16 protein-coding genes are annotated in these 18,568 nt (G+C 47.6%); 8 read left to right on the top strand and 8 right to left on the bottom strand.

The window, feature by feature from the left end; genetic code table 11:
- Positions 1–10 precede the first annotated feature (10 nt).
- From QUB26_RS10955 to QUB26_RS10940, 4 genes are all read left to right on the top strand, one after another.
- Positions 11–193, top strand: coding sequence for a hypothetical protein (locus QUB26_RS10955; RefSeq protein ID WP_333317927.1), 183 nt, complete (start codon positions 11–13; stop codon positions 191–193).
- 2 nt (positions 194–195) lie between these two features.
- A complete protein-coding gene (locus QUB26_RS10950) occupies positions 196–3,369 on the top strand; it encodes an MASE1 domain-containing protein (protein ID WP_333317925.1) in 3,174 nt (1,057 codons plus the stop codon).
- A gap of 27 nt (positions 3,370–3,396) precedes the next feature.
- Positions 3,397–5,205, top strand: coding sequence for a PAS domain-containing sensor histidine kinase (locus QUB26_RS10945; RefSeq protein WP_333317922.1), 1,809 nt, complete (start codon positions 3,397–3,399; stop codon positions 5,203–5,205).
- Between the two features lie 314 nt (positions 5,206–5,519).
- Positions 5,520–6,032: a hypothetical protein gene (locus QUB26_RS10940; RefSeq protein ID WP_333317920.1), complete on the top strand. Its 513-nt coding sequence runs from the start codon at positions 5,520–5,522 to the stop codon at positions 6,030–6,032.
- Positions 6,033–6,159: 127 nt separating this feature from the next.
- Here QUB26_RS10940 and QUB26_RS10935 read toward each other — a convergent pair whose 3' ends face one another.
- Positions 6,160–6,651: a WbuC family cupin fold metalloprotein gene (locus QUB26_RS10935; protein WP_333317918.1), complete on the bottom strand. Its 492-nt coding sequence runs from the start codon at positions 6,649–6,651 to the stop codon at positions 6,160–6,162.
- A gap of 76 nt (positions 6,652–6,727) precedes the next feature.
- Between QUB26_RS10935 and QUB26_RS10930 the strand changes: the two genes are divergently transcribed.
- Positions 6,728–7,951, top strand: a complete 1,224-nt coding sequence (locus QUB26_RS10930) for a tetratricopeptide repeat protein (protein WP_333317916.1) — start codon at positions 6,728–6,730, stop codon at positions 7,949–7,951.
- A gap of 139 nt (positions 7,952–8,090) precedes the next feature.
- Here QUB26_RS10930 and QUB26_RS10925 read toward each other — a convergent pair whose 3' ends face one another.
- Positions 8,091–8,963, bottom strand: a complete 873-nt coding sequence (locus QUB26_RS10925) for an S-methyl-5'-thioadenosine phosphorylase (protein WP_333317914.1) — start codon at positions 8,961–8,963, stop codon at positions 8,091–8,093.
- A 209-nt stretch (positions 8,964–9,172) separates the two neighbouring features.
- Here QUB26_RS10925 and QUB26_RS10920 point away from each other — a divergent pair, with 209 nt between their 5' ends.
- A complete protein-coding gene (locus QUB26_RS10920) occupies positions 9,173–9,379 on the top strand; it encodes a hypothetical protein (RefSeq protein ID WP_333069727.1) in 207 nt (68 codons plus the stop codon).
- A gap of 144 nt (positions 9,380–9,523) precedes the next feature.
- On the opposite strand, the gene QUB26_RS10915 is transcribed toward QUB26_RS10920, so the two are convergent.
- The 4 genes from QUB26_RS10915 to QUB26_RS10900 form a co-directional block, all read right to left on the bottom strand.
- The gene (locus QUB26_RS10915; protein ID WP_333317912.1) at positions 9,524–10,363 is read right to left on the bottom strand and encodes a Tab2/Atab2 family RNA-binding protein; all 840 of its coding nucleotides are present in this window, start codon (positions 10,361–10,363) and stop codon (positions 9,524–9,526) included.
- A 357-nt stretch (positions 10,364–10,720) separates the two neighbouring features.
- Positions 10,721–11,941, bottom strand: coding sequence for an adenylate/guanylate cyclase domain-containing protein (locus QUB26_RS10910; protein ID WP_333317910.1), 1,221 nt, complete (start codon positions 11,939–11,941; stop codon positions 10,721–10,723).
- A gap of 6 nt (positions 11,942–11,947) precedes the next feature.
- The gene (locus QUB26_RS10905) at positions 11,948–12,490 is read right to left on the bottom strand and encodes a peroxidase-related enzyme (protein ID WP_333240093.1); all 543 of its coding nucleotides are present in this window, start codon (positions 12,488–12,490) and stop codon (positions 11,948–11,950) included.
- Between the two features lie 77 nt (positions 12,491–12,567).
- Positions 12,568–12,813 carry a hypothetical protein gene (locus QUB26_RS10900; RefSeq protein ID WP_333240091.1) on the bottom strand — a complete coding sequence of 82 codons (246 nt, stop codon included), beginning with the start codon at positions 12,811–12,813 and terminating at the stop codon, positions 12,568–12,570.
- A 127-nt stretch (positions 12,814–12,940) separates the two neighbouring features.
- Between QUB26_RS10900 and QUB26_RS10895 the strand changes: the two genes are divergently transcribed.
- Complete coding sequence (locus tag QUB26_RS10895) at positions 12,941–13,093, top strand: hypothetical protein (RefSeq protein WP_333253641.1); 153 nt, start codon at positions 12,941–12,943, stop codon at positions 13,091–13,093.
- Positions 13,094–13,200: 107 nt separating this feature from the next.
- Positions 13,201–14,577, top strand: coding sequence for a valine--pyruvate transaminase (locus tag QUB26_RS10890; protein ID WP_333240089.1), 1,377 nt, complete (start codon positions 13,201–13,203; stop codon positions 14,575–14,577).
- A 247-nt stretch (positions 14,578–14,824) separates the two neighbouring features.
- On the opposite strand, the gene QUB26_RS10885 is transcribed toward QUB26_RS10890, so the two are convergent.
- A complete protein-coding gene (locus QUB26_RS10885; protein ID WP_333240087.1) occupies positions 14,825–16,999 on the bottom strand; it encodes a caspase family protein in 2,175 nt (724 codons plus the stop codon).
- A gap of 207 nt (positions 17,000–17,206) precedes the next feature.
- Positions 17,207–18,388, bottom strand: a complete 1,182-nt coding sequence (sat, locus tag QUB26_RS10880) for a sulfate adenylyltransferase (protein ID WP_333240085.1) — start codon at positions 18,386–18,388, stop codon at positions 17,207–17,209.
- Positions 18,389–18,568: the final 180 nt, after the last annotated feature.

Below are 18,568 nucleotides of genomic sequence, written 5' to 3'. Positions count from 1 at the left end.
AAGATAAAAAATGCTCCCACTCTCCCACTCTCCCACTCTCCCACTCTCCCACTCTCCCCCTCTCCCACTCTCCCTCTCTCCCCCTCTCCCCTACTTCCCACTCCCCCAGTCAGGTGAGTCGTCAGGAGGAAGTTCGATCGCCGATCGGCCGCCTAAATTAAAAACTAGGAATGGAGGATTCGATCGCACCTAAACATGAAACTGCTCAACCGCCGCACTCGAACGCTTCTGTACACCGGCATCCTGGCGCTGGCCTACTTTGTTACCGGAAAACTCGCAGCGTCGATGCTGGGACTGGTGAAAGCCGAAGCCTCCCCCGTGTGGCCGCCCGCCGGTATTGCTCTAGCGGCACTGCTACTGCAAGGGCGACGGATGTGGCCGGGAATTGTCCTCGGTTCAGTGCTGTTAAACTCTACCGGCGGTGTACCGTCGGCTGTCATTGCCACATCGGCCTTTAGCGTCACCCTGCAAGCGCTGGCTGGAGAGGCTTTGCTGACTTGGAGCGGATTTTCTACTAAACTCGATCGATTGCGAGATGTTTTGGCTTTAGTAGCGGGCGCTGTCATCGGGTCTACTTTCCTCGGCTCTATCCTCGGCAACTTGGGTACGTGCATTTTTGGTTGGGCTCAGTGGAGCAATTTCTCTCGCAACTGGTGGACTACGTGGCTGGGAGACGGCATGGGAATTTTGATTGTGACGCCCGTGCTGCTGACTTTGAACCACGCGGTTAACAGTTTTAAATTTCCACTCAAACTGAGATGTTTCATTATTCTCAATTACTTGTTTAGGAACAGGCAAGATGCCTGTTCCACAAGAGATGAATTTTCTTGTGGAACAGGCATCTTGCCTGTCCTTGATAATGGTGTAAAATGTGAGATAAAACCTGGGATTATTTCAAGTTTAAAAACATTTTTTAACTGGGACAGTTACCCATCACAAGTTACAAATTATCCCAGGAGATTTTCGGCAAAGTCAAACCGCTATAATCTTCTATTTTTAATTGTTAATTATTCCGAAATCGCGCTCTGGCTGACTCTCTTGCTGAGCGTGAGCTGGCTGTTTTTTTGCTCAAAAACACAAGCGGCGATCGCTCTGTATCCGCTGGAGTATCTGCCTTTTCCTCTGATAGTTTGGGCCGCTCTGCGGTTTCAACCGGCAGGAGCGATTTTTGCTTATTCGATCGTCTCTTACATCGCGATTTGGGGAGCAGTACAGGGAGGCGGCCCGTTTTTGGCCAAAAGCGATAATCTCAAACAGGCGGTTTTATTTTTACAAGCTTTTACCGGTACGATCGCCCTTGTGGCTCTGATGTTGGCCGCCGCCGTAGCAGAACGCCAGCAAGCGCTGGTAGAGGTGCGCCGCACGGCGGCCCGGCTGCGCGATCGCGAAGCTAGTTTAGCCAACGCTCAGCGCATCGCTCAGTTGGGAAATTGGGATTTAAATTGCGCCGCCCTCACAGCAACTTACAACTGCCAAGAATCCGCAGAACATCATATATCCCATATCGAATTGCGGTGGTCAAACGAACTTTACCGCCTCTTGGGTTTTGCTCCTGGAACTGTCAAACCGACACCATCCGTTTTTTTGCAAGCTGTACATCCAGAAGACAGAGAATTGGTGGCGCGATCGCAGCGCCAAGCTATGTTGGAACGCCAAGCCTATTGCATTAACTACCGAATTGTGCTGCCAGATGGCTCCGAACGCACTGTCTGCGAACAGTCGGCAATTGAGTCAGGGGCGATCGCCGCCACAGTCCAAGACGTTACCGAACGCCACCGCGCGGAAACCGCTTTGCGGGCGTCCTCCGATCGCGATCGCTTGCTCTCAGAAATCGCCCTGCGAATTCGCAACTCCCTCGACCTCGAAGAAATTCTCAACACTACTGTTGCCGAAGTCCGGCAATTTTTCAAGGCAGACCGCGCTTTCATCGGTATTGTGGACACGGACGGGGTAAATCTTCCTAGCCCGGTGTACGGTAAGGTTGTGGCTGAGTCTGTGGGAGGCCAATGCCGTTCTCTTTTGGGGTGGGTACTCGCTGACGAGAATCAGCTAGAAAACCAGAAAACTTTTTATGCTAACAACCGCGTCCGAGCTATCTCCGATACTGCTAGCGTTCAACAGAGCGTTCCAATTGCCCAATTGTACAGCGATTATCAAATTAGAGCGACGTTAAATGTGCCGATCTTCCTGGGGGATGAATTGTTCGGGATCTTGGCCGTCAACCAGTGTTCCGGGCCCCGCCAGTGGCAGGAATTTGAAATTGATTTGTTGGAAAAACTCGCTACCCAAGTGGCGATCGCCCTACAGCAAGCCCAACTTTTGCAGCAGGTAAAAGCTCTCAATGCCAACTTGGAATCTCAAGTGGAGGAACGCACCCGCCAACTACAGCAAAAAATGCACGAGTTGCAAGAAAGCAACCGCCTGAAAGACCTATTTTTGCACGCAGTTTCTCACAATCTCCGCACTCCTGTTATGGGAATGTTAATACTGCTGAAAAATTTGCTCAACAAATCGCCCTCTGACTCTCTACAAGATGTTCCGGTTTCTCGATCGATTTTGCAGCGCATCGTTCAGGCCAGCGAACACCAGTTGACGATGGTTAATACCCTGCTCGACGCTCACGCTAGCGAGGTGAAAGGGATTGTTCTCCATACTGTACCGCTGCATTTGCCGTCTTTAGCTTCAGCCATTGTTGCCGATTTAGAACCGATGCTGGCCAAAAATCAAGCAACTTTGACGTTTGAAATTCCGGCGGATTTGCCACAAGTCAATGCCGATCGCCAACACTTGCAGCGGGTGCTAGAAAATCTGTTGACTAATGCTATTAAACACAATCCTCCGGGAGTCAATATAACTTTTAAAGCCGAGGTAATTGAAATTGAAACAGCGCTAAGTTATGAAGAAAATTCCCAGGCTTTAACATCTCCAACTACTCAGATTGCCCGCTGTATCGCTAACCGGATACCTGCTGCGGGCGATCTGAGTAGGATGGGCGAGACCACCCAGAAAAATCAGGAAACCCTGGCCAAATTCAACCTCGACGGCAGTTGCAAAATGCCCCGCTATCAGGGCCAAATTGGCAATATCGGCAGCAAATTGCCGGGTGTCACCGTAAAAATGGTTCGCTGTACTGTAACAGATAATGGAGTGGGAATCAGCGCCAAACAGCGGGAATCTCTGTTTGAACTTTACGTTCACGACCCTAATAGCCGACAATTAACAGGGCTGGGTTTGGGACTGTACCTGTCCAAGCAAATTATCAAAGCTCACGGCGGCTTCATTGGCGTCGAAAGCACTCCCGGCGGTGGTTCGACTTTCTGGTTTTCCCTACCTGCTGTCAACTCGGACGATCGATCTTTCTCAATCTAAAATCTAAAATCTAAAATCTAAAATGGTATGAACTCTTTGGGCAAGGCAAAATCTGTTCAGGCGTTAACGGTTTACGAGGTGTGGCGCGATCGCTTCCTCCGAGATCGCCTGCGCCCTGCTGTCGGAATTGCCATCTTTTTTGCTTTCAGCATAACGGTCTATTTTATGGGCGAAAGATTCTTCGCTCGCCAGGAGTTTGAAAGTGTTTATTTGTACACGAGCGCTGCTGTAGAGTTGGGTTTGTTGACCTGTTTTGTGTTGCAAAAAACCTCCTTCGGACAGCGCTATCCCGGTTTGCTATTTTTGGGTTTTTCGTGGTCGCTGACGGTGGTTGTACAGATTGGGCTAGCTGTCGCACAAGCTGGGGAATTACCAATTTTTACCTGGAGTTTAGCGTTTCTCATCCAAGCTACGCTGATGCCCGTCCGCTGGCGCCTCCACCTGATTTCTCAACTCGGCGTTTTGTTTTGCCACGTCGGGATAAATTTGGTTTTAAATCTAAGTTTTGCTAAGTATACTGCTTTTAAGTTGACCGGGTTTTACTTATATTTGTTTTGGTTTTGTTTGATTTGCGATTTGTCGGTTTATTGGTACGAATGTCTGCAACGGAAAGAGTTTAGTACCAGGCGTGAGTTGGAATCTGCTTACCAGCAGTTGGAGGTGGCGGAGGCGAAGTACCGCAGCATTTTTGAGAATGCGGGCGAGGGGATTTTTCAAAGCACTCCCGATGGTCGTTATATTACTGCAAATCCAGCTTTGGCGCGGATTTACGGCTGCGATTCCCCGGAAGAAGTGACGGCAAAGTTTACTGATATTGAGCGGCAGTTGTACGTCGATCCGGCTCGCAGAAATGAGTTTTTGCGATCGATCGAGGAAAGCGGCACAGTATCGGATTTTGAATCTAAAATTTACCGCTGTGACGGCAGTATTGTCTGGATTTCCGAGAAGGCGCGGGCGGTACGGGACAGCAGCGGCGCCCTGCTTTATTATGAGGGTTTAATTGAGGATATCACGCAGCGCAAACAAGCACAAGAATCGCTGCGGCTGTTTATCCACGCTCTTTCTCACGACTTGCGAAACCCGGTAGCGGGAATGTTAATGGTACTGAAAAATTGGCAAACGAAAACCGGGGATTCGATCGCAATTCCCCGTTCTATTTTGGAGCGGATGATTCAAGGTAGCGAGCAGCAATTGCGCTTGATAAATTCGCTGTTGGAAGTTCACGCCGGGGAATTGCGCGGTTTGGTTTTGCACTGCGAATCGGTTGACTTGAAAGCGATAGTTGAAGCGGCTGCGACAGATTTGGAACCTTTAATGAATGAGGGTAAAGCTACTTTTAAAAATTTAGTACCGGATGATTTGCCAGCCGTGAATGCGGACAAAACTCAGTTGTGGCGCGTCTTCTCTAATTTAATAGCTAATGCTTTGAAACACAATTTTCCGGGACTGAATTTAACTGTTTCTGCTCAAGTAATCAAGGCGGAAAAATTAACTATAAATCAAAGCACAGCAAAACAAAACATCGACAAATTACCGATTACTAATCCACAATCCCCCATTACCAATTCCCAATCCCCAATCCCCAATCCCGGAAGTAGGATGATTTACTGTACCGTGAAAGATGACGGGGCGGGAATATTGCCGGAACAGTGCGAACATCTTTTTGACCTTTACGTTAGGGGTTATGAATCCCGACACTCCGTCGGTTTGGGTTTGGGTCTATATCTTTGTCGGCAAATTATTGGTGCTCACGGCGGCCAAATTGGGGTAATTAGCACTCCCGGTGCTGGGGCAAGTTTTTGGTTTACTTTGCCGCTGGCTGAGAATTTTAGGTAATTTTTTGGTATTTTAAATTACATTTAATCTAGCAATTGTGCCAAATATTTAGAACGTTATTAATTGCTGAAACCATTGCCAAATATGCTTCTTCGTTCTGCCGTGGCTATACTTGTGTTGTGCCGTCGCAGGTTCTTTTTGAGTGGTTCAAGCCAAATCTATCGCTCGGAATATTTCGATCGGACTATTGATATTAATTTAAAACCGTGGTATAGTTACCGAAATGTTTTTAAATAAAAAATAAATTTCCGATCTTCACATTTTCTTTAGAAACATCATTTAATCTAGAAAATCTCTAAAACTAGATAAAAAATATGCAATTTATGTTTATCGAGCAAAGCTCTGAAAATACAGCTAAGTACGACTCAGCTAAGTACGACTCAGCTAAGTACGACTCAGCTAAATATAACGAGCGGTCGTTCTCAACTTTAATTCGGACTCTCCGTCTTTCCCAAGGTTACTTTTCTTTCGTTTTAGTCAACTGCAACTCGCTGGCTTTGCGGCAGCAAATAGTCGATCGACTGCAAGTAAATTGTCCCGTGAAACCGCGACAACTGTTTTTGCCCAAATCGGCGACAACTCTCTACACGACAATCGCAGCAGAAATAGACGGGGAACAGCCTCCAGCTTTAATGCTCCTCGGTTTGGAATCAGTGGAGCCGATCGATCGATTGCTCGTTTCTACCAACCTATTATGCAGCGAATTCAGCAAAAAATTTTCGTTTCCCCTCGTCTTTTGGGTGACGGATGAACTTCTGAGAAAAATCATTCGCACCGCCCCAGATTTATACAATCGGATGACGACAATTAGATTCATCAGTAATTAGTAATCAGCCCATCGATTTTAGATTTTAGATTTTAGATTTTAGGTTTTTAACCGTCAACAGTCAATAGATTTTAGATTTTAGATTTTAGATTTTTAACAGTCAACTGTCAACTGTCAACTGTCAACTGTCAACTGTTAAATTCCGCTTCCCAAATCAGGACTAATTCTCGCGCCGCCGCAGTTCCCTCAGCAGGAAAACCTGCCAAAAAGTCTTTATCCGCCCCCACGTCGTAAGGCCCTTCCTTAAACTCCAAAATCACAGTATCCTGTGTCAAAGCTACTAACGTGTGAATAGTACCCTCTGGCAGTTCGACAGCGCGAGTCGGGCCAGCCGCGCTGACTCGCAACGATCGGAGGATTTGACCGTTTTCGTTCAAAATAACAATACCGACTTCTCCTTGAATCACCACAAAAAACTCAAAACCGTTAACCGCAGGCGGGCGCAGGTGTTGGTGAGGGCGGACGTAAGTGCCTGGTTGCAACACGTTGACAAACCGCTGCACTTTTTCAGACAAATCATGGAAATTGTAGTTTTGTCGCTGGCGGGGACTGCGGCGGGAGGAAGCGGCAACTTCGTCTAGCAATTCTTGCGTCAGCAATTTGATCGGAGGGGACTGCACAACAGATATCCTGTATTTAATAGTTTTTGAACAAATGGGCTAGTCTGGGATCATCGTTATCAGCATCTCTTGACACATGGAAATCGCAACTCAGGTGCGTATCACTAAGGCAATGCGTTTGTCAAGTATCTTTAGAAAAAGTATTAGCCCGATCGCCCTTTTGACTATTCTAGTCTGCGCCAATACCGTTTTTGCGTCTGAACCGACGGCGGCACTGTTGGTTCAGCAGCAATTCTCACAGCAGCAACTTAAAGAAGAAATTCGCGATCGAGTTCAAGAAGAAGTTGACATTGCCTTCGGGCGCACGGCGGTACTGCTTAACGGGCTGGTAATTGCCCTAACTTTGTTTCCGGCAGCAGCCGGAGTCGGGGTTTGGTTTCTGTTGAGCAAATTGTCCAAGCAGACAACAATTGCCCGCCAAGAAATTGAAAGTCTCCATTACGATACAATCTCTCAATTAAAACTATTAATTTCCGACGCTGAAACTATCTTAGGCGAAATTCAACACCAAAATCACTCGGCAGAGGCAGAAACAGACCTTTTATTCCCCGATGCCCAAATTCAAGAATTTGCTCCGGTTAACTATGGCAATTACCAACAGCTATTGACGGCCGCCGACTATGCTAAACAGGGAGATGCTTGTTTCTTTGAAAACCGTTATCAAGATGCGATCGCGGCTTACGATCAGGCCCTGAAAATTCAGCCGGATTTAGCCGATACTTGGAATAACCGAGGAGTAGTGCTCACAAGAATGCAGCGGTATCCAGAGGCGATCGCCTCCTACGAACAAGCTACTACAATTCGCCCCAATTATCCCGACGCTTGGAACAATCGAGGCGTGGTATTGTTGGAGTTGCAGAAGTACCAGGAGGCGATCGGCTGTTACGAACAAGCAATTCAAGCCAAACCCGATTATGCCGATGCTTGGAACAACCGAGGCGTTGCGTTTTCCAAAATGCAGGAGTACGAACAAGCAGTAATTTCTTACAATCAAGCCCTACAAATTAAAAATGATTATACTGACGCTTGGAACAATCGAGGCGTTGCACTCTCCAAATTGCAAAAATACGAAGCTGCGATCGCTTCCTACGACAATGCTGCTAAAATCAGGCCTGATTTTTACAGAATTTGGTACAACAAAGCCCGATGTTATGCGCTACAAGGTAAAATTGAATTAGCAATTGAAAATTTAAAGCGCGCCCTCAATCTCAATCCGAATGTGTGTAAAGAGTTGGCAAAAACTGAAGCTGATTTGGAGAAGATTCGCGAACATGACGCATTCAAGCAGTTGATTAATTAATCCTTCAGAAATAATCGTAATCTCTACGATAACAAATAGTCGTAAGATTAAATGAACCGCGAAGACGCTAAGGACGCGAAGGAAGAGAAAGAAGGGATGCAGTTTTTCCTTCGCGCTGTTTGCGTCTTCGCGGTTCGTTTTACAAATATTTCTGCAATAGCAAACCCATTTTCTCCTTAGTGGCCGTCGGCACTTGATCCAGCCGAGTCAGAATTGCATATTTCAAAGCAGAATGTGCATCAGAAACAGGTGGATTTTCTGTTAGTCTACGGACTGTTTCTTGAATGACTTTTTGAGCATTCTCTGCATTACGGTGCAAATTTGCTATTACCATTTCTACAGTTACGCTGTCGTGTTCGGTATGCCAGCAGTCGTAGTCCGTGACTAATGCTAAAGTTGCGTAGGCAATTTCAGCTTCTCTCGCTAATTTTGCTTCCGGCAAATTTGTCATCCCAATGACTGTGGCATCCCAACTGCGGTAAAGGTTTGATTCTGCTTTTGTGGAAAATGCGGGGCCTTCCATGCAGACGTAAGTGCCGCCCCGGTGGAGGTTAACGTCGGGAAGATTCAAGGATTCGATCGCACTTGCTAACACTTTAGCCAATTCGCCGCAAACCGGATCGCCGAATGTGATGTGACCGACTATTCCTTCTCCAAAAAAGGTAGAAACTCGATTTTTTGTGCGATCGATAAACTGATCCGGCACTACCATATCTAAAGGTTTCGCCTCTGTTTTCAGGGAACCAACCGCCGACGCTGAGATTAAATACTCAACTCCCAAACTCTTCATGGCATAAATATTTGCGCGATACGGCACTTCTGAGGGCAAAAAAGTGTGGTTGCGGCCGTGTCTAGCCAGAAATGCTACCGGCGTACCGTCCAATGTTCCCACAATGGCGGCATCGGATGGCGATCCAAAAGGTGTATCAATTTTCACCTCTTCAATATCTTTGAGGACCTCCATTTTATACAAACCGCTGCCGCCGATAATTCCGATTTTTGCTTGTGCCATTTTTACCCTCTGCTTGAGTTTTACCACAGTGATTCTATCGGGCCATCGTTAAGTTGGTGTAAAGATAATTGAAGATTTGGTGACAACAGTCACCCCACATACACTATTTTGTCACGAAAATTTTGTGATCATAATCACAAAGTAGCTTCACAAAATCTTTAAAAATAAAGGTACATAGTTCTGTTACTTATTTTTAGCGTGTTAAGACCATGACAGTCAGCTCTGCTAACCTCCCCAAAATCTCGATCGAGGCGATCGTCCAGCGCATCTTTGCTTTTCGTCAAATTACCCCCCTTGACAGACGGCTACTGAAATCAGCCATGCTAGCCCAGAAAGGTCTGAACGAAAAAGACCAGTGTCACATCAACCGAGTGTGTCAGGGCATCCAAAACGGATTGATTTTAGTTGTAGAATAACTTGGCAGCACAATCTCTTGTTAGCTCCAGAAGCTGTTTTAAAATTTGTGTTTGAGTCTGTATCGGCGGGAACTGAGTTCGAGCGCTGTTTTACTATTTTTCGGCGCGCGATTTATCAACATCATAAATAATATTATTTACATCTTATCGATCAAAATTCAACAGCCAAAAGCCTGTATAAGTCATGCCACTATCATCGGGCTGCACTAACAAAAAATGTAATCCTTTACTTAATTGCTTGCGCTGTTGGTAAATTTGGGCCGCGGCTTTCACCTCGCTATCTTCAAAAGTAGCCACAACCCACCTATCTACTAACCCAGCTTCCAATATCAATCCGTCTGGTTCTCCAGCAATATAATTCAAAGCAAAAGGTTTGGCATCCTGAAGCCATCTAGCCAACCGCATAGACTGGCGTCCGCCGTCAATTACAACTCCCGGTACGGGTACTGTTGAGGCCAAGCCTAAATTCAGCGGTAACAGCAATTCTGGCATTTCCAAGATGGGCACGGGACGCCCTTGGAAAGCCTCTTCAATGTCGCCGGCGGGTAGGGAAGCAAAACGCCAGCCATCGCCCCAGAGGTTTTCGGGTAAGGGTACGGGTGGCGGCGAGTCGAGGGCGATCGCACTGTAAGTTTCACCTGTATAATTAGGCAGACTCGAATATTCTTTTGCGCGTTGTTGCAGCAGCAATTTCAGAGCCGCAGTGCGCCGAGTCGCTTCCACCTTGACACCCAAAACTTTGCCCGCAGCCTCAATTAAGCCCAGAGACTGAGGCCTAAATACTTGAATTAAGTCCGGCAACTTCTGGGTTTGAGCTTGCTGCTGCAACTGCGAGGCTAGCCAATTAGAATTTGCGTCCCCCTGGCTGCAAACAGCGCTAAATTGAAAACTGCCTTCCGATTCGCAAATTAAGAGTTCCCACAGTGGTTTACCAGTTTCGTCTTGGAGAGGGCGGCGGTAAAAATCGGCTTGCCAAATACGCATAAATAATTAAAAAATAAAATCTACAACTCGATAATTTTAATATAGCTTGGTGACAATCCGATACAATACCGAACTTTGAAAAAAACTTCGAGCGATATAGCCATCCTCGCATCATTTGTGAATTTCTTACTCCCTCCCCTTTATAAGGGGAGGGTTGGGGTGGGGTAAAAAATTTACGACTCCTGCAAGGATTGCAATATCTAACAGCCCTTAAAAAAACTGCAACTGTAGGCCAGCGATCCAAACCGTGATAGTAATCAGTAATCCCCAATTCTAAAATCTAAAATCTAAAATCTAAAATCTAAAATGGTATGGCTCGCTTAGCCATTTTCCCTTAGCAATTAGCCAGTCCCAAATTTATTTAAGATAGCGAACCAAATACATATCCAACTCCCCTTTATTTTTAGCATAAATTTTGCCTCGGTATTCGCATTCAAAAAAATCTCTAACTAATTCAAACGTGTCGTGAGAGATATTGATATTTCCAGGTACGCCGGAAGATTCCATCCGAGATGCAGTATTAACTGTATCTCCCCAGACATCATAGGAAAACTTTTTATTGCCAATTACCCCAGCAAGTATTGGGCCTGAATGAATGCCAATGCGGATATCCCAATAAGGGATATTTTCTTGAGCTTTCTGTATTTTTCGCAAATCCATGAACTGTCGAATTTCTATGGCAGCAAGTACAGCGTCAAAAGCGTGTGTTGCGCGAGGCGTAGGAATTCCTGCGGCGCACATATAGCTGTCGCCAATAGTTTTCAATTTTTCCATAGAGTATTTATCCATCACGCGATCGAAATAAGAAAAACAATAGTCTAGTTCGTCAACTAATTCTCGCGGCGTCATTTTTTCAGATAACTGAGTAAAGCCTTTAAAGTCAGTAAATAAAACCGATACGTTATCATAATAAAGTGGTTCCACTTTGCCGTTATTTTTGAGTTCCTCGGCAATTTCAACCGGGAGCACATTCAACAGTAGCCGATCGGATTTGTGCTTTTCGGCATCGAGTTCGGAATACAGCCTATTTATTTCTTTAAAACGTTCAGCATTGCGGATGGCTGAGGATAGTTGCAAAGCCAAAAGATAGCCAATCCGCAAGTCTTCTTGAGTGTAAGCTCGCGGCTTGGTTGTGGCAAAATTAATGGTTCCTAAAACCTTACCTTCGCTTTCCAAAGGAAGGATTATTTGCGAAGCGTAGGGGGATAAAATAGCAGTAGCCTCTGCTTCTTGAATTAATTGAGGTTGACGTGTGTTGAAGGCCTTGTGAATAGGGCCGCCCTCTGGGAGGGCTGCAATATCTACAGGAATATGTGGGCCAAATAAAGTCATGCAAGCATTAGTGCTGTGCAGGCAAACGCTACAGTGTTCAAAGTCGAGCAACCATTTGGCTTGCTTGCCTACTACCCGCAAAATCTGGCCCAGATCGAGGGTGCGGTTAATGGCAGTGGCAACTTCGTTGACGGCGGAAATGCGGATGGAAAGGGCTTGAGCTTCTGCTAACAAACGGCGGGCTGTCAACAGAAGTTCTTCTCGATCTTGATCTTCTAGCCGATCGCCCATAATAGGGGTATACAATATAGATTACAAAGCATCTATTTCCAGGGCTATTGCATCCGTATATCGGTTGACAAAGCTAAACAAGTCTGCTGTCGCAATAATCTCAAATATTTCAGAATCATCTAGCCCTAAATCCCGCAGGTTTTGGTAATCATTTTCTGTCACTTCCAGGGGTTTTGTAGCAGCCAGCAAGCCAAAGGTAATTACGGCTTTATCACGTTTTGGCAAAGGGCAGTTGGCAAAGTCAGAAACTAGGGTTCGCAGTAGTTCTTCGCTCATCCCCAAGGCTGACAATCCGTGTAGGTGAACTTGGAGAGCGTACTCGCTATTATTTGATTGGGAAATAGCGACGCCGACCATTTCTTTAAGCGTGCGGGGTAAGTCTCCTTGCAGGATTGTTCCCCGGAATTTTTTCCAATTTGCTTCTAATATGTCAGGGTTGATTGCCATTGACTTGAACAGGTTGGGGACGATGCCAAACCCCAAGTCTGTCAAGATTTCTTCGTACACTGCTTTGGCTTTAGGATCTGTAAGTTGCTCGTATTCTATAAGTGGAAAGTGTGTCATTGTTTTATTGAATTTTACGGCAATTAATTGGGTGAAAATTTACGTTTTTGTTATGTAATGCCACTCAAAGGTCGATCTTACGACAGATATTGGCTTGAGTCGGATTGATAATAAAATGCACCGCTGTCAAAAAACCGCGAATCATGAAAATGAGCTAGCAACAAATCGGATTTTTGAGGCTGGATTAAACCTGTAATTATAGCAGTAACAGGCTCCCATAAAATTCTGTTGCGATCGGGTTTTACGACTAATTTTAGATTCTCCCAATGGTTGTTGTCAAGGAGCGGCAATTCATCGGGCGCGACGGCGTGAAATCTTACCACAACTCTTGAATTAGAGATGGCTGTTCGGTTCGCTAATTTTTAGGTAAAAAACACTGTTCGATCTCACATCTTGCACCATTGTCAAGAACAGGCTTTTCGGCCTGTTCCACAAAGAGTGAATTTTCTTGTGGAACAGGCCGAAAAGCCTGTTCCTAAAAAGCTTATTGAGAATGGTGCAACATCTCAGTTCGATCGAACTCCACAAATGGCCACAATCTTATACTCCGGCGGGCGCACAGGGGAAGAAATAAAACGCTGTGCATCGAGTTTATTGAATTAATCAGATGCTCGATCGACAACCCATGCCCCAGATCAGCTAGGCTAACGCCGGCGACTGGAGTTATCATGGGTAAACTGTAAACTTCTATCATTGTCGCTGCATTTGCTATGAACCCTGCCCTGACTCAATTTGGCGCTCAGATGTCCCACCTCACGGGAGTTCGGGCAATTATGAAAGATATTATTGAAACTCTCAGAGCCGGCAGCGGGCAGGAGTTTATCAATTTGAGCGCCGGAAACCCGGTGATTTTGCCGGAAGTCGAGCAGTTGTGGCGCGACTGCACTGCGGAACTTTTGGCGGGCCCGGAATACGGCGAGGTGGTTTGTCGCTACGGTTCCAGTCAAGGTTATCAGCCGTTTATCAATGCGGTTTTGGCGGATTTTAATCAGCGTTACGGACTGAATTTGACCGATCGCAATATTCTAATTACTCCCGGAAGTCAATCAATTTACTTCTACGCAGCCAACGCTTTCGGCGGCTACACCGCACCCCCCCCATCCCCCCCTTACCAAGGGGGGGCAACGGCCAATCAATCGCCCCCTTACCAAGGGGGGGCAACGGCCAATCAATCCCCCCCTTACCAAGGGGGGGCTAGGGGGGGTAGCCTTAAAAATATCGTGCTACCGCTGAGCCCAGACTACACCGGTTACGGCGGCGTGAGCTTGATTCCCGAAGCGGTAGTCGCCTGCAAACCTACCCTCGATATTGATGCGGCCGCCCACAGGTTCAAATATCGCCCGGATTTCAGCCAATTGTCGATCGACCAAACCACCGGTTGCGTCATTTTTTCCCGTCCCTGCAACCCCACCGGCAACGTTCTCAGCGACGACGAAGTGAAGAAAATTGCCGATTTAGCGGCCGCTTTTGACGCACCGGTGTTCGTGGATTCTGCCTACGGCCCTCCGTTCCCGTCCTTGAATTTTACCGAAATGACGCCGATTTTTGGTGGCAATATCGTGCACTGTATGAGTTTGTCGAAAGCCGGATTGCCGGGTGAAAGAATCGGAATTGCGATCGGCGATGAAAAAATCATTCAAATATTAGAATGTTTTCAGACCAATATGTGCATTCATTCGCCAAGATACGGACAGGCGATCGCAACTCGTGCCATTGCTTCCGGCGCTCTTGCCGATATCTCCATCAACGTAATTCGCCCGTACTATCAAAGCAAATTTGCGATCGTAGAAAGCACTCTAGAACAAGCAATGCCGAAAGATTTGCCGTGGTTTTTGCACCGGGGCGAAGGAGCAATTTTCGCGTGGTTGTGGCTGAAAGATTTGCCAATGACTGATTGGGAACTGTATCAAGAGTTGAAAAAAGTCGGCGTAATTGTGGTGCCAGGAAGTTCTTTTTTCCCCGGTTTGCGGGAAGATTGGCAGCACAAACATGAGTGTATACGCATCAGTTTGACTGCAACAAATGATGAGATTGAAACTGCTATGAAACGCTTGGCTCAAATGGTAGAAAAGCTTTATCAGTCTTGATTTCTGATACCAAATCCGGCGAAATCCACCCCCTTTATGATGCGGCGGTTGAAACCGCTGTCGAGAGTCAAACAAAGTCCGAGTCCGATCGAGTGACCGCGATTAAAAGGGCGGGTTTTTGAGATTGTCAATTATTGACAGATATTTTTTTTTCGTGAACCCGCCCCTACCGTATTAGGGGTAATCGACCGGACATAATATCAAAAGCGATTTCAATCGCCGACTCTGATCGAGGAGTTTTTAACAATTAAACCACCCGATAAACATAACTCAGAGTTGCCCAAACATTCACATCCAAAGCCAAATCGTCCGTCGATATCCCCGCTTTCTGCACCCCCGGAATGCTAGCAGCGTGCAAATCTTCGATCACCGCCCGCGCCACATTTAAAGGATTCAACAGCACTCGAATTGGCAAGGAAGCCCTCGTTTGCTGGATCTCGGCTTCTATTGCAGCTAGAGTTTGATCGAAGCGACTCTCACTAAATATAATGAAAGTTTCCGCAAGTCCGATCGGCAAGGATACCGCCCATCCGCTCCCCCCAGCCGCCGGTACAATCAAATTCTCCCCCGGAGCGATCGGCCGCGACATCCCCCCCACACCGTCTTTGCCCTCATAGCCTAGCACTGACAGCCGTCCCGCGCTGCCCGAGTCAAACACCGCAAAGTAAACCGGGCGATCGCTGTCGTTATACAATCTGCACTGAATTCGGCTGCTGTTGCTCACACTTAATATATGAGCACTGGCGGATTTCTCACTTTCTCCGCTCAGCGGTTCCAGCCGATAATCACCGCCGGCCCGCACCGGCTCTCGCTGCGCCACAGCCCGCGCTTGCGGTGCGGTAGTTGCCAGAACCGCCCGCACCTTCAGGCGCGAAGACCCCTCATTGGCTGTCAGCCGCAGCAACTTCCCAGCGTGCAGCGCTTTCAACTGCGGAGTCAAGCGCTGCACCGCCACCTTAACTGCTTCTCCCCCGTCGCCCTCAGTATCGGGAATCAGCGTTTGAGCCAAAGAAAACAAACCGTAACGGCTGGGATACAAAGCAGGCTCGTGAGCCGAAGAAGTTTCGGCTAAAGTCGTTTCCGGGACTCTGCCGAACCGACAGTCAGCCAATTGCTCGCTGCCTACCGCCGAAACTTGCGGCACAGTCGCAAAAGCGCTGGTAGCGTCCACCCGCTCGATGCGTTCCAAACCCGAGTCCAAAGCTACTGTCAAACCGATGTTTCGCGGCAATACCCGAATTTCTTCCCTCACCAATTCGCCGACTGTTAATTGGCCGTCTGTTTGAGCAGACCCATCTAAAACTTGGGCTTTAGCAGAAAGGCCCGTGCGTCCCCGCAGCAAAAGCCTCGCGCCCTCGGAGGAATCCACAGCAAACACAGAACCCTCGGAGAACTCCAAAACCGAGGGCGACAACCCCCCCAGCCACAACTGCACAGTTTTGCCCCCCTCTTCCACCGCCGTCACAGCGCCGTCAGATGCAGGGGAATTCAACATTAAATTTGAAAAATTCACCGCCGGCGCGATTGTTAAATCGTGATTGAGAATTTGCGGTTGCTGCGATAACCCCGCCAGCTTGCTGTAAACATTGCCCGCAGCACGACTGAAACTGACGCTGAAGCTGCTAGCGGGAGTTGCCCACCACAAAGTTTGGGTGAGGGCGTAGGTAAACAAACCTGCGGTAAATCCGTCCCACTCTTGTTCGGCGGCGAGTTGGGAATCCGCACCTGCGGCAAGTACGGCGGCTGCAGGACGGAGATTTTTGCGGGTTCGGAGGCCTTGGGCAAACGTTAATTCTGCAAGGCGAGGCTCGCCGATGGTGGGGCGGGGGCGGGAGCGAATGCGAAAATTGCCGTTGGTGGGGAAACCCCGATAGTGGTAGCTGGTGTCGAGGATGGCGATCGCATTTTCTGTCGCGAGCGATCGCATCAACAGCAACAGCGTTTCCTCTAAAATATCGTTCACCGCCCGGTTGGCTAACAACGGCAAAACATCATCCGCCGGCACCAAACTGTTTTGGATTTTTCCGGGAGACTCGCCCAAACTGACTCGGCTACCGCAGCCACTAAAGTGAAAAACTACCACGTCACCGGGTTTTGCTTGTTGAGTCAAGTGAGTCACAAAAGCCGTCTCGATATTCTCCCTCGTAGCTTGAGCGTCAGTCAAAGTCAAAATGTCCGACGGCACAAACCCAAACCGATATATCAGCAGTTCCCGCTGCATTTCCACATCCGTGACGCAGCCGTGCAGGGGCGAGTCTGGATATTTGTCAACGCCCACCAACAAAGCCAATTTCCTGGCTGTCGGTTGCGCTAAGGCTTGGAGGTAGCGATCGCCCAACGGCAGCCACAGGGCCTCGCCGATTCCGATGGCGGCCAGCACCCGGCCAGCTTGCTGCAAAAATTCCCGCCGCTTGAGTCCCATTTTTAAATAGCTTTGAATTTTAAGTTGTGACTTTTTAGTTAAATTCCCCGCAATAATTTTAGGGAATTTAATTAAGTTGTGAGTGTTTAGTATTAAGATAAGTTTTAAGTTTTAAGTTTTGAGCTTTAAGTTTAAAATTATAAAATTTTAACTCAAAACTCAAAATTCAAAACTCTTCAGAATGTCGCCCCCACCAAAGTTCAAGATTTAAATCTCGTAACTAAAAATATTCATTGCCTTGGCTAATTCAGCAGCGACTTCCGGCCGGGAAAACTGGGGCGGCGGCAATTTTCCAGCGCGCAGCATTTCCCGAACTTTGGTTCCCGACAAATGCACCCGTTGTTCGGGAGTGCTGGGGCTTGTTTTAGTTGTAGCCATTTGTTCCGTCAGTGTGCAATAGAAAGCGTGCTCGAATTTCATCGGCACAATTCCCAATTCTCCCGGCTCAAATTCATCAAAAATATGTTGGGCATCGTAAGTGCCGTAATAATCGCCAACTCCAGCGTGATCGCGCCCCACGATAAAGTGAGTGCAGCCGTAGTTTTTGCGAATTAAAGCATGAAAAATTGCTTCTCGCGGCCCGGCGTAGCGCATCGCCGCCGGATTAATTGCCAAAATTACGCGATCTTTTGGATAGTATTTTTCTAGCAGAATTTCGTAGCAGCGCATCCGCACATCAGCCGGGATGTCGTCTTCTTTTGTCGTCCCGACTAGCGGGTGCAAGAACAAGCCGTCTACTGTTTCTAAGGCGCATTTTTGAATGTATTCGTGGGCCCGGTGGATGGGGTTTCGGGTTTGGAAACCGACTATGGTTTTCCATCCTTTTTCTGTGAACAGCATTCTCGATTTCGCCGGGTCAATTTGGTATTGGGGGAAGCGAACATCTAGTTCGCGTTCCAGCAGCCAAATGTCGCCTGCGAGGTTAACGGGCCCGGATTGGTCTACTACTTGGACACCTGGGTGTTTGATGTCGTCGGTGCGGTAGACGTTGATGGCTTCTTCTTCTTTACTGTAGTGATATTTTTCTGCAAGTTCCAAGATGCCGACAAACTCGCCCGCCTGGGTGTCGAGGCGCACTAAAGTTCCTGCTTTCAGGGGGGCGGCGACTTCTTCTGTTACCGAGAGGGTGATGGGAACCGACCACGGAAGGCCGTTGGAGAGGCGCATTTGTTTAACGACCGATCGATAATCAGCTTCGTTCATGAACCCTTTGAGGGGACTCAGGGCGCCGATGGCGATCATTTGCAGGTCGGAGATCGATCGATCTGAAAGCTGAACTCGCGGCAGGGACTCTGCTTTGTCGAAAAATTCTTGTCTTTGGTCTAGTGTGGCAATGCGGTTGACCAGGATGCCGCCGTGAGGGGCAATGCGGTCTGAATGCTGGCTCATCAGAAAAATGGGTAGAAACCCCGTGCTTTTAGCACGGCTTTACATTAATTTAAATCCCCTCGCGGGGTGGAGGGGTATCGTTGCCCCTCCGATGAGGTATGGTTGCCTCAAACTCCCATTTCTGGGGTAAAGTTAGCTTCGCCAAGGTTTTCTGAGCTTGTTAGGCTAGCAGCACTACTT

It is taken from the genome of Microcoleus sp. B4-C1, assembly GCF_036705285.1.
In the GTDB taxonomy this organism is placed as follows: Bacteria; Cyanobacteriota; Cyanobacteriia; order Cyanobacteriales; family Microcoleaceae; genus Microcoleus.
Note: the sequence above shows the minus strand (reverse complement) of the source record. Positions and strands in the feature narration are given on the sequence as shown.

What these genes read in the sequence shown, in the direction of transcription:
- QUB26_RS10925 (WP_333317914.1), bottom strand. Translation starts at nt 8,963, where the DNA reads ATGGCACAAGCAAAAATCGGAATTATCGGCGGCAGCGGTTTGTATAAA.
- QUB26_RS10905 (WP_333240093.1), bottom strand. Translation starts at nt 12,490, where the DNA reads ATGACACACTTTCCACTTATAGAATACGAGCAACTTACAGATCCTAAA.
- sat (WP_333240085.1), bottom strand. Translation starts at nt 18,388, where the DNA reads ATGAGCCAGCATTCAGACCGCATTGCCCCTCACGGCGGCATCCTGGTC.
- QUB26_RS10885 (WP_333240087.1), bottom strand. Translation starts at nt 16,999, where the DNA reads ATGGGACTCAAGCGGCGGGAATTTTTGCAGCAAGCTGGCCGGGTGCTG.
- QUB26_RS10950 (WP_333317925.1), top strand. Translation starts at nt 196, where the DNA reads ATGAAACTGCTCAACCGCCGCACTCGAACGCTTCTGTACACCGGCATC.
- QUB26_RS10890 (WP_333240089.1), top strand. Translation starts at nt 13,201, where the DNA reads ATGAACCCTGCCCTGACTCAATTTGGCGCTCAGATGTCCCACCTCACG.
- QUB26_RS10915 (WP_333317912.1), bottom strand. Translation starts at nt 10,363, where the DNA reads ATGCGTATTTGGCAAGCCGATTTTTACCGCCGCCCTCTCCAAGACGAA.
- QUB26_RS10940 (WP_333317920.1), top strand. Translation starts at nt 5,520, where the DNA reads ATGCAATTTATGTTTATCGAGCAAAGCTCTGAAAATACAGCTAAGTAC.
- QUB26_RS10955 (WP_333317927.1), top strand. Translation starts at nt 11, where the DNA reads ATGCTCCCACTCTCCCACTCTCCCACTCTCCCACTCTCCCACTCTCCC.
- QUB26_RS10930 (WP_333317916.1), top strand. Translation starts at nt 6,728, where the DNA reads ATGGAAATCGCAACTCAGGTGCGTATCACTAAGGCAATGCGTTTGTCA.
- QUB26_RS10920 (WP_333069727.1), top strand. Translation starts at nt 9,173, where the DNA reads ATGACAGTCAGCTCTGCTAACCTCCCCAAAATCTCGATCGAGGCGATC.
- QUB26_RS10945 (WP_333317922.1), top strand. Translation starts at nt 3,397, where the DNA reads ATGAACTCTTTGGGCAAGGCAAAATCTGTTCAGGCGTTAACGGTTTAC.